The following is a 14,996-nucleotide window of genomic DNA, read 5'->3' on the forward strand; positions in this document are numbered from 1 at the left end:
GCAGAGAGTACTCTACTATGGCCTGGATTCAAAAGCAGATCCGACTTCCTGCCTTAAGGCGGGGTTTTCATCTCGTGACACGTGAAGTTTTGAGCGAAGTACCCGAATTGTCACAAATTGATGTCGGCATCATGCATGTTTTTATTATGCATACGTCGGCTTCTCTGTCGATCAATGAAAACGCCGACCCGGATGTACCTGTAGATCTGGAGATGGCCTTCAACAAGATCGCTCCCGAATCGTTTCCTTATGTGCATACCTGCGAAGGGCCCGATGACATGCCCGCGCATGTCAAAGCGTCAATGATTGGTAATTCGCTCACCATTCCGATTAGTGGCGGCCGACTCTGTCTGGGGACGTGGCAGGGAATCTATCTCTGTGAACACCGCAACCACGCCGGAAGTCGTCGTCTGGTTGTAACGATACAGGGTGAGTCATCACCCTGAGCGTCTTCCGTCTTAACTGTCTTTTGCACCGACGCAATATAAGTGCTTGTCCGAACGGATAAAGAGGTCACCATCACTGACTGCGGGTGAGGCACTGAAGTCTTCATTGTCATTGGTCAAACGATTGACAGAGATTTGTTCCAGTTTGTCGCTGGCCTTAATGACGTAAGTCTCACCAGATCGGGAAGTGTAATATACTTTGCCATCCGCGATCACGGGTGAGGAATAGTCACTGCCACGGAATCCGCCACCGCCTCTGCCCTGGCGTCCGCCAGAACGACTTCCCGGTTGTTCCTGTTTTTGGTCATCTGAAGCGACAGCGTCGCCAGATTCGAGTCGTCCACGAAAGAGGCGTTCGCCGGTCTTGGCATCGAGACAGTTAACAATGCCGCGAGAGAAGAAGTAGATTCGGTCCTGAGACATCACCGGTGTTTCAATGCGGTTGGCATCCCGACCTGACCAGAGGACATGCGATTTGGTGACATCCCCTTTACCATTGGCTCGAACGGCGATCGATCCGCCGCCCCGCCCTTCTAGTCCATAAACCACACCATTATGGGCAATCACACTCGAGCAATAGGTCTCGGTGGGCATGGCTTCACAATACCAACGCAGTTTTCCCGTTTCTGGATTGAGCCCCCAGATTTCATAAGGCACACCGATTACCAGGTCGGTTCGTTTGTCATCATGGGTAACTAAAATGGGAGTTCCCCAAGTTGAATTGAAGCCCGTTGATTCCTGACGCCAGACTTCCTTGCCGGTTTTTTTATTCAAAGCAACGATTGCCTCACTCTCTGCAGTCGCCGTCACAATGAGCAGGTCTTTATACAAAATAGGACTTGAGGAAGATCCCCATCGACGGGGATCGAGCTCGTCGCCGACGAGTGTTTGCCAGAGTTGCTTGCCTTCCAGGTCGAACGCGACGGCTCCTGATTTTCCAAAGTACGCATACACATGCTTGCCATCTGAGACGGGAGTATGCGATGCATATCCATGTTCAGCGAACATGCCTGTGTAAACATCTTCGGGGAGAACAGGTCCGACGGTTTTGTCCCACAGGATCTTGCCGGTCTTACGATCCAGGCAGACCAGATGCCGTTTGAGATCTTTTTGCTCGCCGGGCTCGTTCCGGTTCATCCCATAGCCCGACCAGCAGGTGATAAAGACTTTATCACCGACAATGATCGGGCTGGATGAACCGTGACCTGGCAGAGCCACTTTCCATTTCAGATTTTTCTGAGGACTCCATTTAGAAGGAGTTGCCTGCTTTTCGTCAGAAACTCCTGAGCCATTTGGCCCGCGAAACCGCATCCAGTCTGCCTGAACGCTTGAGGAAATCAACATCAACAAAGCGAACATTGCAATTTTGAGGTGCATACCAATGTCCCTAAAACAAGATGAGATAACGAGCCAAATGGAAAACAGTAAGTCTTAATTTTCTTCTGATTCAGGACGTTTTGGACGATCGCTGTCGGGACGACGTCCACCGCGATCTCCGCCGCGATTACCACGATCTCCGCCGCGCGATCGATTCCGTGAGTTAAACTGTTCTGACATTTTGGTTAACTCAGCTTTGTCGATTTCCTTGTCTTTATTGGTATCGATCCGATCAAACATCGGCTGCATCCGTTCGGGCAGTTCTTCTTTGGTCAGTTTTCCGTCTTTGTTTTTATCATTATTCAGCATGCGTTCGACGAAGTCACCGCCGCTTGCTCCATCGCGTCTACCAGGACCACCCTGACCTCCAGGGCCACGGCGGTCACCATCGCGGTCACCGTCGCGTCGGCCGAAACTACTAAAATCAGGACGTAATTCATCAGCTGTTAGCTTGCCATTTTTGTCCTTGTCCAGTTTTTGGAGAGACGCAGTGGCATTATCCATTTCTTCTTTGGAGATTTCGCCATCTTTGTTGACATCAAGAACCACGATGATGGGCAGCATCATCAAGAAATTAGGACGACCACCTGGTCCTCCGGGGCCGCCTCTGCGCTGACCACCGTCACGAGGACCACCATCGCGCGGGCCACGTTGACGCCCTTCGGGCCGATCACCTCGTTCAGGACGATCGCCGCCTTCAGGAGGTTGAGCGGGAAGCAGCGTTGTTGCACAGACTGCAAGCAGAGTTGTGCCAATGGAAAGTAGACGTGTGAAACGCATCTGTTGGTCTCCGGAAATGTGGTTTCGAAATGTTAAGTATCTCAAGTCAATGGGTTTACAACATTGACTTTGTATTCAATTCAGCGAGGTTCCCGAGATCCCAATAAGATGGGGGGAGTAACTTCTGGAACTTTAACGCAGCTGATTAAATTGAATCTACAAAAATCAAACCCGAGTGACGAGAAAATGTTTCGGAAAACTCGCCATTCTCAAAATATTTCCAGGAACTGATATTTTCGATGAAGACCTTCTTGTCTGATTCAAAAAAACACGCTCTCAGAAAAATCTGAAAGCGTGTGGGGATAAGCGGTTCATCTAATCAAGATTCAATCGAATCCGGAATTATTTAAAGGCAGTGATGCCAGGCATTGCGACCGGTGGCACAGGTAGTGGACCCCATTCGTAGCTGGAGGGAGTCAGATCTTCTTTCGAATTTAAGGCTTCGTCCCATGTGATCGATTTTCCTGTGTAAGCGGCCATGCGTCCCATGATGGCGAGCATGGTACTCCTGGTCATGTAATCGCCATTGTTAAGGGGATTGCCCGAACGGATGCTATTGAAGAATTCGTCATGCTCGACCTGGTACATGTTTTTACTTTTATCTCGGAACTGCCAGGTCTTTTCCCCTTTCGGATCAAAGATGCGGTGCTTGAAGACATCGACGCGGCCTTTGGTTCCGTATACATGGTCCGAAACATCAACGGCACAACCATCCTGCTGACGACAACGGCTGAAGCCTTTCACACCATTGGGATATTCGTAAACAATCGCAAAGTGATCAAAAGTATGGCCGTATTCTTTGCCCGTTCGGGTTTGGCGACCACCGGTGCCACTACAGGAAAGGGGGGGGGCATCTTTCATCGTCCAGGCCATTTTGTCCAGACTGTGGACGTGCTGCTCGGTGTTGAAATCACCAGAGAGCCAGGTGAAGTAGAGCCAGTTTCTCATCTGCCATTCCATGTCACTCCATTCTGGTTCTCGTTTAAACATCCATAAACCACGGGTGTTATAGCTGCACTGAATGGCCATCACATCACCAACGGCACCATCGTGAATTTGCTTGAATGTTTCACGCATTCCCTGATGGTAGCGCCAGCAGAGGCCAGAAACGATCGAAAGATTTTTATCTTTAGCCAGTTTGCAGGTTTCCATTACCGATCGAACTCCGGGCGCATCAACGGCGACCGGTTTTTCAGCGAAAACATGTTTGCCCGCTTCGATGGCTGCTCGCAGCTGCATGGGGCGGAAGTGAGGAGGTGTTGTTAGCAGAACCACATCCACACAGTCAATGACCTTCTGATAGGAGTCGAATCCAATGAATTTGTGATCGGCGTCGACCTGGACCTGTTCTGCCACAGGATTCTTTTTCAGGTTTTTAAAACTCGAATCAAGATGGTCGTAGAATGTATCACCCATTGCGACCAGTTTTGCATTCGGGTCGGCTGCCAGTGCTTGTGCGGCGGCTCCCGTTCCCCGTCCCCCGCAACCGACAAGGCCTACACGAATGACATCAGACCCGCCAGCAAACAGACTGGATTGCAGAGCAGCCGTCTGAGGTGTCCCCGCAAAAACGGCACTGGATAAGGTAGAGGCAGCAGCAACCGCTGCCGAACTGGTTTTGATAAACTCACGACGCGTTGTTGAGCCGGAAGGCTCAGGTTGCTTGGCATTCATTAGAAGATCCTGAGTTAATTAGTTTCATTGAAAAATTGAATCCTTAGGATACCACAGGTAATGGACTGTTTTCGAGGCAAAAAAGGGATCTACGCACAGGTTTTTTGTCCGAATCTTGAGGGGGCAGTCCGTTCTACGGCTTTTGAGGGCAAGTCGTTTGAATCTCTGTCCGTACTATTTGGGGCAGAAACATGATTAATTACTGTAGACAGATGTTTCTGAGAGATTAACCACGTTGCGTGATCGCGTCGATATGTTGGCGTCCAAAGCGTTGCAGGCTGGCAGTGCCAAGATTGACATAATGCTGCCAGGTCGCCTTGAGACGTTCCTGTTGTTGATCCGTGAGTACTTTAATCTGCCGGGCGGGACAGCCAGCCCAGAGCGTATTTGGAGGAACGTGAATTCCTTCTCGGACCAGGGCACCGGCGGCGATCAATGCGCCTTTGCCAATGACACACCGGCTAAGCACAGTGGCACCGATGGCGATCATGGCATCGTCTTCAACAATCGATCCATGCACGATGGCAGAGTGTCCCAGTGTGACCCGGTTTCCCAGTATACAGGGATGTTTGTAATCGGTATGCAGGATCGATCCGTCCTGCACGTTGGTTTCTTCTCCCACTTCGATATATTCCAGATCGCCGCGTAAGACACATTGGTGCCAAACCGAACTGTGTGCTTTCAGGCGGACGCGACCGGTGATGATCGCATCTGGTGTGACCCATGCCGTGGGATCAATGCTGGGAATTGAATGCAGGGCATTCCAGTCACAGTCCACTTCTGGATAGGGTAAATTCGGGACAGGAGGAATTTCGGATTCGATTTGGGGCCATTCAGGGGAAGGTGTATTATCCATTTGATTCGACCTCCTGTTGATCTGTATTTGGTGGGGACGTTTCGCTTGCGATATTATTGGGAATCGTGGGCCGCTTTTTTTCCATCAGAAACAGACCAGCAATGGTGAGCGCTGTTCCACTGAGAAGCCAGACTGTTAATGGTTCGCTAAAACAAAGTACTCCGGCAAACGCAGCCATTGCTGTTTGAGAAGCGTTTAATAAATTGACGCGGGTGACGGTTAGATATTTCATCGAGGCGCCGATGGCAAAGAAAGCGATGGCATTCATGATGCCTCCGACCAGCATTACCAGATACTGCCAAGGCGTAGTTTCCCAAAAGATCGAAAAACCGAGACGATAAACGGCAACGGATGTTAAACAAACCAGGCCGGTGGTGCTGATTAATACCAGTGTGGCTGAAATCGAAAGTTCGCCACGAACGGAGCCGCGAATCACTGCCCCGCCAGTTCCATACGCACAGCCTGCAAAACAGGCCACAAATATAGTGAGCGCGACTGTACTCATGGAACTGGAATGGTGTTCCATGTGTTCGTAGACAGATTCTTCAGCCTGGTGTGCTCCCAGACTGAGTAACACAATCGCCGCCGTCAGAATGAGCATTGAAACAAACATTCGGTACGTAATTGGTTCATCCAGAAAAATCCGCCCGAGCAAAGCGCCAGTGGTGAGTAATGTCGCAAAGCAGAGCGGGACGGTGAACGCCAGCCCGCCTAAACTCAGCGACCATTGAAACATCACGTTTCCACCAAATTGCATCACCAGCCCGGTGAGGATTAACGGAATGACCAGTCGTCGTGGAGGTAGTGCGGGCAGACCTTGAGAGCCGCGGTAAGCAACCAGGACCCAGCCGACAATCGTTGCCGGAATGGATTTCAAGGCAGATATCCAAATAGCCCAGTCGGCGTTGTTATCAACGGCTGCTTCGCGTAAAGCAATATTCGCAGCGGTATACGCCAGCGCTGATAACAGGCCAAACAAAGTTCCGCGTGCTGCGGGAGAGAGGCCGTTACTGTGTTTGCTGTCGCTATCAGAGTTGTCAGTCAAAGAAGCTGCCGGGGCATGGGGCGAAGGTTCTTTAATCTTCTTCACCCTCTTGCTCCAGACGCTGTAGTTCAATGATGCGAGGATCCAGCTCCTCAACAATCGCATAGCGTCCTTCCGACCAGCGGAAAAAATCGACGTCGCGGCATTTTTTGCTGCAAAACGGGAACGGCGACTTCTCGTCACTGGCTTTGAACGTGACGACCTTGCGGCAAATCGGGCATGTTTGAGGTTGAATCATCGAAGCCTCAGACGAAAAGAGGAGCAATATCGGAGTCTGATTCTCTTATAGATACTTCCAACGGAAATATCAAAGGTAATCAGGAATCAGACGAATCGCTCTTTTTTGAACTGCCCGAATCTTTGCTGCTTTTAGATTCTGAGCTTGAAGATTGTGCTTTACTGTCTGCTTCCGCTGCTTTTTTGTAAGAGTTGCTACGGTAATCAGTTTGGTAAAAGCCAGATCCTTTAAAGATGATTCCGGCACCAGCCCCGATGACGCGCTTTGCTTTGAGCTTGCCACAGGCAGGACATTTCCGGAGGGGTTTTGAGGTGATTGACTGAAACTCTTCCCATTTATTATCGCATTGGGAACATTCATAATCGTAAGTTGGCATCGATCTCTTCTCACAAAATAAGGCGATAAGAAACTAATTAATTTTCAGTGGGACCGGAAGAAACGATTACTTTTGTGGGGCGAACTACCCGGTCGTTCAAGATAAAGCCCTGTTCGAGTTCCTGGATGACGGTCATCGGGGGATGCTCATCGGAGGGCATTTGCTGTAGTGCTTCGTGCAAGTTTGGATCAAAGGGTTGTCCTAGTGCTTCAATCGCTTTGACATCGTGTTTCGAGAAGACGTCTAAAATTTGCTTCGCGACCATTTCGACACCACGTTTGAGTTCGTCAACGTGATCCGCATTTTCCGCGGCATCAACGGCTCGTTTTAGATTGTCTAGTGCTGGCAACACATCTTGTATAAACGGCACCGCAGCATACTGGCGCATTTGTGCCAGTTCCCTTTGATGCCGTTTTCGGGCGTTGTCCAATTCTGCCTGTGATCGCAGAAAACGATCCTGGTTTTCATCACGCTCAGAAATGGCTGTCTGCAATTGTTCTTCTATTGTAGGCATTTCCTGGGCCGCTTCACTTTCTTCAACCGAATTTTCTTCAGTCTGATTTTGGATTTCTTCAGGCTGTTCCATATCTGCCATGCTTCTGACCTATAACGCTAAATTTAACAGATCTCATATTGAGAAAACAAAAAGGAGATTGCCACATTCTGAATATGATTAATCAGAGTGTGTAAAGTATTCCTTTAATTTATCAAAAAACGAATTTCGATTGGGGCTGCGGTGTTTTGACACTTCTGTGTGTTCGATTTCTGCCAGTTCCCGCAGTAATTCTTCTTCCCGCTCTGAAATTTTCTTCGGCACATCGATCTGCACAACGAGATGCAGGTCGCCGCGCCGTCCTCCACCATGGGGGTTCGGCATACCCAGGCCTTTCAGACGAAAGACTTCACCTGGTTGGGTACCCGAAGGAATTTTCAGATCGTGCCGACCTTCCAGGGTTGGAATTTCAATATTGGCACCAAGGGCTGCCTGTGTGTATGTAATGGGGACGTGGCAACTCAGTTCCTGATCCTGACGACGGAACAAAGGATGTTCATCGACGCCGACAACAACGTATAAATCGCCCCGTGGTCCCCCGTTTAAGCCGGGATTGCCTTCGCCTCTGAGGCAGAGCTGCATGCCGTTATCGATGCCCGGAGGAACCTTGATGTCCAATGTGATTTCACTGGAAACTCGTCCTTCGCCTCGGCAGTCAGAACATTTTTCAGAAATGACTCTACCTGCTCCACGGCACCGCGGGCACGTTGTCTGAACACGGAAAAATCCTTGTGACTGAACGACCTGCCCTGCACCGCCACAGTAATCGCACTCATCTGGTTGTGTGCCTGGTTCTGCACCAGAGCCATGACAGGTATCGCAGCTTTCCTGACGAGTGATACTGATTTCTCGATCGCAGCCAGAAGCGGCATCCAACAGATCGATTTGAATGTTGGTCCGCAGGCTTTCGCCCTGCCGAGGGCGATTCCCGCCTCGCTGAGATGAGCCCTTGAATCCGAATCCTTCAAACAGGTCGCCGAACGCACTAAATATATCAGAGACGTCATGGAACTGGCTACCGCCTGCACCACCACCAAGATCGGCATGCCCATAGCGATCGTAGTGAGTACGTTTCTGCTCATTACTCAGGATTTCGAATGCTTCGGCTGCTTCTTTAAAGCGATTGACGGCTTCTTCATCCCCTGGATTTCGGTCGGGGTGATTGGCCAGCGCCAGTTTCTTGTACGCTTTTTTGATTTCAACGCTGGTCACTTCGCGCGATACACCGAGGATTTCATAATAATCGCGTTTCGATGCCATAACTCACTACTCGTTGTTTATTTAAAGGTTTCGAAATTTACCATGTCCACTCAGGTAGATTTCTGACTTCCACAGTTCTATTAGAACTGAAAAAAACGGGCCACCATTTTTACGGCGGCCCGTCTGATATCATAAAGTCCCTACTGAAATCAATCAGATGATTTCAGTAAATGACAGAACTTATCGAACACTTCCTTCGACATCAGCCTGTTTTCCACCTTCGGCACTATCACTGTTGGTGATAAGAACCTGTGTGGTTAACATCAAGCCTGCGATAGACGCAGCGTTCTTCAAGGCGTTTTTAACAACCTTGGCCGGATCAATAATTCCCGCTTTGAACATGTCGACATACTCGCCGCTATTGGCATTATAGCCTTTTGAGCCAGAAAGTTGTTTCACTTCATCAGCGACAACAGCGCCGTCAGTTCCACAGTTTTCAGCGATTTGGCGAATCGGTCCTTCCAGGGCACGAGCGACGATACTGATACCGATTTTTTCATCGCTGTTTTTGCCTTTGACATTCTCAACAGCTTCAATCGATCGCAGAAGGGCAACACCACCACCGGGGAGAATTCCTTCTTCCACAGCAGCACGCGTTGCGTGAAGGGCGTCTTCCATTCGGGCTTTGGTTTGCTTCATTTCTGTTTCGGTTGCAGCACCGACAGAAATAATCGCAACGCCGCCAGTCAATTTGGCTAGCCGTTCCTGAAATTTTTCGCGATCGTATTCGCTTTCGGTTTTAGCCAGTTGTCCGCGAATCTGAGCAACACGTGCCTGCAAGTCTTCTGTCTTGCCAGCACCTTCGATCAGTGTGCAGGAATCTTTGGTGATTTCAACCTGCTTGGCCTGACCAAGCTGACTCAATTCGACAGATTCAAGCTTGATGCCCAGATCTTCCGAAATCACAGTACCACCAGTCAGCACGCCAATATCTGCCAGCATCGCTTTGCGACGATCGCCGAAGCCTGGTGCTTTGACAGCTGCAATGTTAAGTACGCCTCGCAGTTTATTCACAACCAAAGCAGTTAAAGGCTCGCCATCAACGTCTTCAGCGATGATCAGCAATGGTTTCCCAGTCTGAGAAACTTTTTCCAGCAGTGGTACCAGATCTCGCAGTGCAGAAATCTTTGATTCATGAATCAGAATGTAGCAATCTTCAAGAAGGCACTTCATGCCTTCTGTGTCTGTGACAAAGTAAGGTGAAATATAGCCTTTGTCGAATTGCATACCATCGGCAAAAGTAAGGGTTGTTTCATTGCCCTTGCCTTCTTCAACAGTAATCACACCATCGCGGCCGACTTTTTCGACGGCATCGGCGATCAGGTTCCCAATGACAGAGTCATTGTTTGCAGAGATCGCACCGACTTGCGCAATTTCTGCTTTTTCGGTAACTGGTTTCGCCATTTCTTCGATTGCGGCAACAGCAGCTTCAACAGCTTTATCGATTCCCCGACGAACAATCATAGGGTTGGCGCCTAGGGATAGTCCCCGCAAGCCTTCCTGGTAGATTGAGCGAGCTAACACGGTAGCGGTTGTTGTACCATCACCGGCGACATCGCTGGTTTTGGAGGCAACTTCGTTGACCAGTTTGGCTCCCATGTTTTCGAAGGGATCTTCGAGTTCGACTTCCTTACTGACTGTAACACCGTCTTTGGTTACCAGGGGGTTTCCAAAGCTTTTATCGATGATCACATTGCGACCCGTAGGACCCATTGTGATGGCTACAGCGTCGCTAATAGTTTGCACGCCTTTTTGCAGCTTGGCACGTGCGCGATCTTCAAACAATAGTTGCTTTGCCACGCTTATAAACTCCTCTGTTTAACAGGAACGAACATTTGATCGGATTACTCCGTTCTCCCCTGCGTGATTTTGTGGTTTGAATTAGATTCCCAAGGCAGTCAGAAATTAAAAAGCCGTCAGCGATTCAATTCTCTGTCTCGTGTTCCGATAATAGTACGTTCTCTATTTAATGATTTTGGCAAGAATATCGCTTTCACGCAAGATCTTGACATCTTTACCGCTGACTTCGATATCCGTTCCGCCGTATTTGCCGTAGAGAACTTCATCACCTACTTCAACGGCAACGGGGCAGCGTTCGCCACTTTCCAGAAGACGTCCTGGGCCAACAGCAATGACAGTTCCGCTTTGTGGCTTTTCCTGAGCAGCGTCAGGCAGAACAATGCCGCCAGCAGTTGTTTCTTCAGCAACATTGGGTTCAATCACGATACGGTCATCAAGAGGATTCAGTTCCATTATGTTAACTCCCAAGTATTCCAATTAGTCTGGTTGTATTTGTGAATCCGGGAGCAGTTCCCGGATGAAATGATAATGATTGTTTTAACAGAGGAGCCAGCGAAAAATTCGCGGTGCTCCTCGTTAAAGGATCGTAAGCGAGACTAGAAGCCTCCCATGCCAGGCATACCACCCATGCCGCCCATACCAGGCATGCCGCCGCCCATGCCGGGCATGCCACCCATGCCGCCCATTCCACCCATGTCGTGGTGGTCGTCATGGTGGTGGTCGTCTTCTTCGTCTTTTGGTTCTTCGACAACAATGGCATCAGTTGTCATCAGCAGGCATGCAACACTGGATGCATTCTGGAGTGTTGAACGAACTACTTTAGCCGGATCAACAACACCAAAATCAAACATATCGCCGTAGCGGTCATTCAGAGCATCGTAACCGTAGGTGCTACTTTTCTCTTTTTTGACACGATTGGCAACAACGGAACCATCTTGGCCCGCGTTTTCAGAAATCGCTCGTAAAGGCATTTCCAGAACTTTCTGGATGAGTGCGACTCCCAGTCCCTGATCACCAGACAGTTTGAGACCGTCCAGTGTTTTGCTGCATCGGAGTAAAGCGATTCCACCGCCGGGAACAATTCCTTCTTCGATGGCAGCACGCGTTGCAGCAAGTGCGTCATCGATCAGGTCTTTGCGTTCCTTCATTTCAGTTTCGGTAGCGGCACCAACGTTAATCTGTGCAACTCCGCCGGCGAGTTTTGCCAAACGCTCCTGCAGTTTTTCACGATCGTACTCGCTGTCAGTGACTTCAATTTCTGCACGGATCTGGTCAGCACGACCAGTGACTGCTGCCTTGTTTCCAGCACCACTGATAATGGTTGTGTTGTCGGTGCTGATATGCAGCTTCTTGGCCTGGCCCAGGTCTTTTAACTCAACAGCTTCGAGTTTGATTCCGAGGTCTTTGAAAATTGCTTTTCCGCCAGTCAATATGGCAAGGTCTTCGAGCATTGCTTTGCGGCGATCTCCGTAACCGGGAGCCTTGACAGCACAGACTTTGAGAATGCCTCGCAGTTTGTTGACCACCAGAGTTGCCAGTGCTTCGCCTTCAATATCTTCAGCAATGATCAGCAATGGAGCACCATCTTTGGAAACTTGTTCCAGTAACGGTACCAGTGCCTGGGCTGAGCTGATTTTTTCTTCGTAGATCAGGATATGGGCTCGTTCCATATCACAGGTTTGATTGTCTTCGTCTGTTACGAAGTGAGGAGAAAGAAATCCGCGTTCGAATTGCATTCCCTCTACTAGATCTACTTCTGTTGAAACGCCACGACCTTCTTCTACGGTAATGACGCCATCAACTCCCACTTTGAGAATTGCATCAGCCAGAATCTTGCCGATTTCCGGATCGTTATTACCAGCGATGGTGGCAACGGTTTCTATCGCCTTTTTGTCTTTACCTTTTACTTCTTTGGAAATTTTTCCAATCTGTTCCACGACCGCTTCGACGGCTTTTTGAACGCCGCGGCTCAAGGCCATTGGATCTGCTCCTGAAGCGATGTATTTCAGGCCTTCCCGAAAAATTGCTTCTGCCAGAACGGTTGCTGTTGTGGTACCGTCACCAGCAACATCATTCGTTTTCGAAGCAGCCTCTTTTACTAATTGGACTCCCATATTTTCAAATGGGTCTTCCAATTCGATGTCTTCCGCTACGGTGACACCATCTTTGGTCACCTTAGGGGTTCCCCAGCCTTTGTCCAAGACAGCGTTTCGCCCTCGCGGCCCAAGCGTACTGCTTACTGCACGCGACAATTTGGCGACTCCTGCCAATAAACTCTTCCTGGCCTCTTCGTCAAAGCTTAAAAGTTTTGCCACAGTCTCTCCTCAACCAGCAATAATGGCCAATATTTTTGCCCATGACCACGATGATCTCTCACACGGAATAATGATTCTTCCTGCGAATCCAATGGGGATTGGCGTGTGAGTCTGTTAGGTGTATACAACAAAGTTGGCAGGATCCGACCTGGACCCTGACCACGCTGGTCTCTAAATGCAATCAGCATGCCAATTGAAAACATGATTCGTAAGATGCTGTTATATATAGGATTGTGAAAATGGTCCTGTTCTGGATGTTGTGTAGGACTGCCAAGATGGCAGCGATCGTTTCTTTTTGAAGACAACAGCGTAAATCAATCGCTACCAAATCCAACAGACCATCTGTCGAACTGAAATTCGGGTGGCGTCTTCACGATGCCAAGTTCTTCAATAATTGAACTTTGTCACATTCATTACGGTGCCTAATTGGAAGGCACCTGAATGGGTCGATGCCTAATCATCCTGCATTTGAAATTAGCATTCCACCGGACTTCAGGAAATATTAATTTATTATGAGATGATATAAGTCTCATGAAATAAAGAACATACTGCCGTTTATTCTTTTGCGAAATAGTATTGAGGCACAATGTTTGCTTTATACCTGATTACCAAAAAAGTGCTCAAATTAATGATTGGTAATTAGGGGTCTCACTCAGATTAATTGATTAACTGAAACAACAAAAGAAACAGCATCTGATGAGTATTCCAGGAAAGGTTTGCGACAAAATGAATTGGAAAAATGCGCTCACGGGCTTAACGGCTAGCCTTGTCGTAGTTTTAGCGTTCTCACAGCCGGTTTTGGCGTTTGACGAAGCTAAACCGACAGAACAGCCTGCAGCAGAATCGACAGAAGCAGCGGCTCCGGCAGAAGAGGAAGCTTCTCAGCTTACTTTGCCGGAACTATATTATGCTCTTGATAACAGCATGTTATTTCTGTGTGCGGTTCTGGTGCTATTCATGCAATCTGGTTTTGCAATGGTCGAGTCAGGATTTAACTCTTCCAAGAATACAATCAACATTTTGTTTAAGAATCTCATGGATGTTTGTGTCGGCGTTTTAGTCTACTACGCCGTCGGATATGGTTTGATGTACCCGGGAGATAGCGGAAACGGCTACTTCGGTTTTGCACAATTTGGAATTGGAGCGGCAGGAGATCCTGGCCCGGGTGTTTTACATCCTCAGGTTGACTTCCTGTTCCAGGTTGCATTCGCAGCGACAGCTGCCACTATTGTTTCAGGGGCCGTTGCTGGTCGTCTTAAATTCAGCTCTTACTTAATCTACAGTATTATCCTGACAGGAATCATTTACCCAGTCAGCGGTTACTGGAAATGGGGCGGTGGCTGGTTAGATGCTATGGGCTTCTATGACTTCGCTGGTTCGATTGTTGTACACGCCGTCGGTGGTTTCGCCGGTCTGGCTGGTGCCTTGGTTCTTGGACCTAGAATTGGACGCTTCAAGGATGGCAAATCAGTTCCAATTCCCGGTCACAATATTGCACAGGCCACACTGGGTGTATTCATCCTCTGGGTAGGTTGGTACGGATTTAACCCGGGTAGCCAGTTGGCATTTGGTGGTACAGACAATACGAATGCTGTGATGTTAATCGCAACAAATACGACACTTGCAGCAGCCACTGGTGGTGTCGCAGCGATGATCCTGGGCTGGATCATGTATGGTAAGCCCGATATTTCGATGGCCTTGAACGGTGTACTCGCTGGATTGGTTGGGATTACTGCCAACTGTGACAGTGTGACGAACCTCGAAGCGATTGCCATTGGTGGTATCGCTGGCTTACTGGTTGTCTTTGGTATCCTGGCATTGGAAAAACTCAGGATCGACGATCCCGTTGGTGCGTTCCCAGTACACGGGCTCTGTGGAGTCTGGGGGGGAATCGCCACTGGTATCTTTGGAGATTATGACCTTGGTGTGCAGATCCTGGGGTCTGTTGTGATTCCTGTCTACGCCTTTGTGACAATGTTTGTTCTGTTTTTCTTCCTTAAGATGATCGGACAGCTTCGAGTATCTGAAGAAGACGAATTGAAGGGGCTGGACCTGTCCGAGCATGGAATGCAGGCTTATCACTGAGCGAGACTTTGAGACCTGTTTGAAGACACTGGTGCTTTGCAGGAGGTACCGTTAGTGTGACTGACTGATGGCTTGTGAAACGATTTCACTTGCCATCAGTTTTTTTATGCGCGGAGAGTTTGAAGCTGATGTGAACAAAGAAATCGCAGGAATTCCTTGAGAACCTGGCTCAGCTTGCTTAATGTGAACGT

The 14,996-nt window shown here is 49.0% G+C and carries 14 protein-coding genes; 2 read left to right on the forward strand and 12 right to left on the reverse strand.

The genetic code is table 11. The annotated features are described in order from the left end of the window. The first annotated feature begins 17 nt into the window (after nt 1–17). A complete protein-coding gene (locus AAC022_RS12660) occupies nt 18–446 on the forward strand; it encodes a secondary thiamine-phosphate synthase enzyme YjbQ (RefSeq protein ID WP_339731415.1) in 429 nt (142 codons plus the stop codon). 12 nt (nt 447–458) lie between these two features. Here AAC022_RS12660 and AAC022_RS12665 read toward each other — a convergent pair whose 3' ends face one another. The 12 genes from AAC022_RS12665 to groL (AAC022_RS12720) form a co-directional block, all read right to left on the reverse strand. After that, nucleotides 459–1,823, reverse strand: a complete 1,365-nt coding sequence (locus AAC022_RS12665) for a PQQ-binding-like beta-propeller repeat protein (protein WP_339731417.1) — start codon at nt 1,821–1,823, stop codon at nt 459–461. A gap of 54 nt (nt 1,824–1,877) precedes the next feature. Beyond that, a complete protein-coding gene (locus tag AAC022_RS12670) occupies nt 1,878–2,603 on the reverse strand; it encodes a hypothetical protein (RefSeq protein ID WP_339731419.1) in 726 nt (241 codons plus the stop codon). Between the two features lie 342 nt (nt 2,604–2,945). Continuing rightward, on the reverse strand, nt 2,946–4,277 hold the full coding sequence (locus AAC022_RS12675; protein ID WP_339731421.1) for a Gfo/Idh/MocA family oxidoreductase: 1,332 nt from the start codon (nt 4,275–4,277) through the stop codon (nt 2,946–2,948). A 226-nt stretch (nt 4,278–4,503) separates the two neighbouring features. After that, nucleotides 4,504–5,133: a gamma carbonic anhydrase family protein gene (locus tag AAC022_RS12680; RefSeq protein WP_339731423.1), complete on the reverse strand. Its 630-nt coding sequence runs from the start codon at nt 5,131–5,133 to the stop codon at nt 4,504–4,506. Further along, nucleotides 5,126–6,223, reverse strand: coding sequence for a DMT family transporter (locus AAC022_RS12685; RefSeq protein ID WP_339731425.1), 1,098 nt, complete (start codon nt 6,221–6,223; stop codon nt 5,126–5,128). Before AAC022_RS12685 ends, AAC022_RS12680 begins: the two co-directional genes overlap by 8 nt. Then, nucleotides 6,210–6,416, reverse strand: coding sequence for a DNA gyrase inhibitor YacG (gene yacG / locus AAC022_RS12690; protein ID WP_339731427.1), 207 nt, complete (start codon nt 6,414–6,416; stop codon nt 6,210–6,212). Before yacG ends, AAC022_RS12685 begins: the two co-directional genes overlap by 14 nt. 79 nt (nt 6,417–6,495) lie before the next feature. After that, the gene (locus AAC022_RS12695) at nt 6,496–6,792 is read right to left on the reverse strand and encodes an FmdB family zinc ribbon protein (protein ID WP_339731429.1); all 297 of its coding nucleotides are present in this window, start codon (nt 6,790–6,792) and stop codon (nt 6,496–6,498) included. 37 nt (nt 6,793–6,829) lie between these two features. Beyond that, the gene (gene grpE / locus AAC022_RS12700; RefSeq protein ID WP_339731431.1) at nt 6,830–7,387 is read right to left on the reverse strand and encodes a nucleotide exchange factor GrpE; all 558 of its coding nucleotides are present in this window, start codon (nt 7,385–7,387) and stop codon (nt 6,830–6,832) included. Between the two features lie 78 nt (nt 7,388–7,465). Continuing rightward, on the reverse strand, nt 7,466–8,605 hold the full coding sequence (dnaJ, locus tag AAC022_RS12705) for a molecular chaperone DnaJ (RefSeq protein ID WP_339731433.1): 1,140 nt from the start codon (nt 8,603–8,605) through the stop codon (nt 7,466–7,468). Between the two features lie 180 nt (nt 8,606–8,785). Beyond that, the gene (gene groL / locus AAC022_RS12710) at nt 8,786–10,405 is read right to left on the reverse strand and encodes a chaperonin GroEL (RefSeq protein ID WP_339731435.1); all 1,620 of its coding nucleotides are present in this window, start codon (nt 10,403–10,405) and stop codon (nt 8,786–8,788) included. Between the two features lie 162 nt (nt 10,406–10,567). Next, nucleotides 10,568–10,858, reverse strand: a complete 291-nt coding sequence (locus tag AAC022_RS12715; RefSeq protein ID WP_339731437.1) for a co-chaperone GroES — start codon at nt 10,856–10,858, stop codon at nt 10,568–10,570. Between the two features lie 143 nt (nt 10,859–11,001). Then, a complete protein-coding gene (groL, locus tag AAC022_RS12720) occupies nt 11,002–12,720 on the reverse strand; it encodes a chaperonin GroEL (protein ID WP_339731439.1) in 1,719 nt (572 codons plus the stop codon). Nucleotides 12,721–13,446: 726 nt separating this feature from the next. On the opposite strand from groL (AAC022_RS12720), the gene amt reads away from it, so the two are divergent. Beyond that, nucleotides 13,447–14,805 (forward strand): ammonium transporter, encoded by a 1,359-nt coding sequence (gene amt / locus AAC022_RS12725; RefSeq protein WP_339731441.1) that lies wholly within the window; start codon nt 13,447–13,449, stop codon nt 14,803–14,805. Nucleotides 14,806–14,996: the final 191 nt, after the last annotated feature.

It is taken from the genome of uncultured Gimesia sp. (genome assembly GCF_963976445.1).
Lineage (GTDB): Bacteria > Planctomycetota > Planctomycetia > Planctomycetales > Planctomycetaceae > Gimesia.

Bases quoted from the DNA above. Each gene is read 5' to 3' on its own strand.
- AAC022_RS12660 (WP_339731415.1), top strand. From the start codon at position 18: ATGGCCTGGATTCAAAAGCAGATCCGACTTCCTGCCTTAAGGCGGGGT.
- AAC022_RS12665 (WP_339731417.1), bottom strand. From the start codon at position 1,823: ATGCACCTCAAAATTGCAATGTTCGCTTTGTTGATGTTGATTTCCTCA.
- AAC022_RS12670 (WP_339731419.1), bottom strand. From the start codon at position 2,603: ATGCGTTTCACACGTCTACTTTCCATTGGCACAACTCTGCTTGCAGTC.
- AAC022_RS12675 (WP_339731421.1), bottom strand. From the start codon at position 4,277: ATGAATGCCAAGCAACCTGAGCCTTCCGGCTCAACAACGCGTCGTGAG.
- AAC022_RS12680 (WP_339731423.1), bottom strand. From the start codon at position 5,133: ATGGATAATACACCTTCCCCTGAATGGCCCCAAATCGAATCCGAAATT.
- yacG (WP_339731427.1), bottom strand. From the start codon at position 6,416: ATGATTCAACCTCAAACATGCCCGATTTGCCGCAAGGTCGTCACGTTC.
- AAC022_RS12695 (WP_339731429.1), bottom strand. From the start codon at position 6,792: ATGCCAACTTACGATTATGAATGTTCCCAATGCGATAATAAATGGGAA.
- grpE (WP_339731431.1), bottom strand. From the start codon at position 7,387: ATGGCAGATATGGAACAGCCTGAAGAAATCCAAAATCAGACTGAAGAA.
- dnaJ (WP_339731433.1), bottom strand. From the start codon at position 8,605: ATGGCATCGAAACGCGATTATTATGAAATCCTCGGTGTATCGCGCGAA.
- AAC022_RS12715 (WP_339731437.1), bottom strand. From the start codon at position 10,858: ATGGAACTGAATCCTCTTGATGACCGTATCGTGATTGAACCCAATGTT.
- amt (WP_339731441.1), top strand. From the start codon at position 13,447: ATGAATTGGAAAAATGCGCTCACGGGCTTAACGGCTAGCCTTGTCGTA.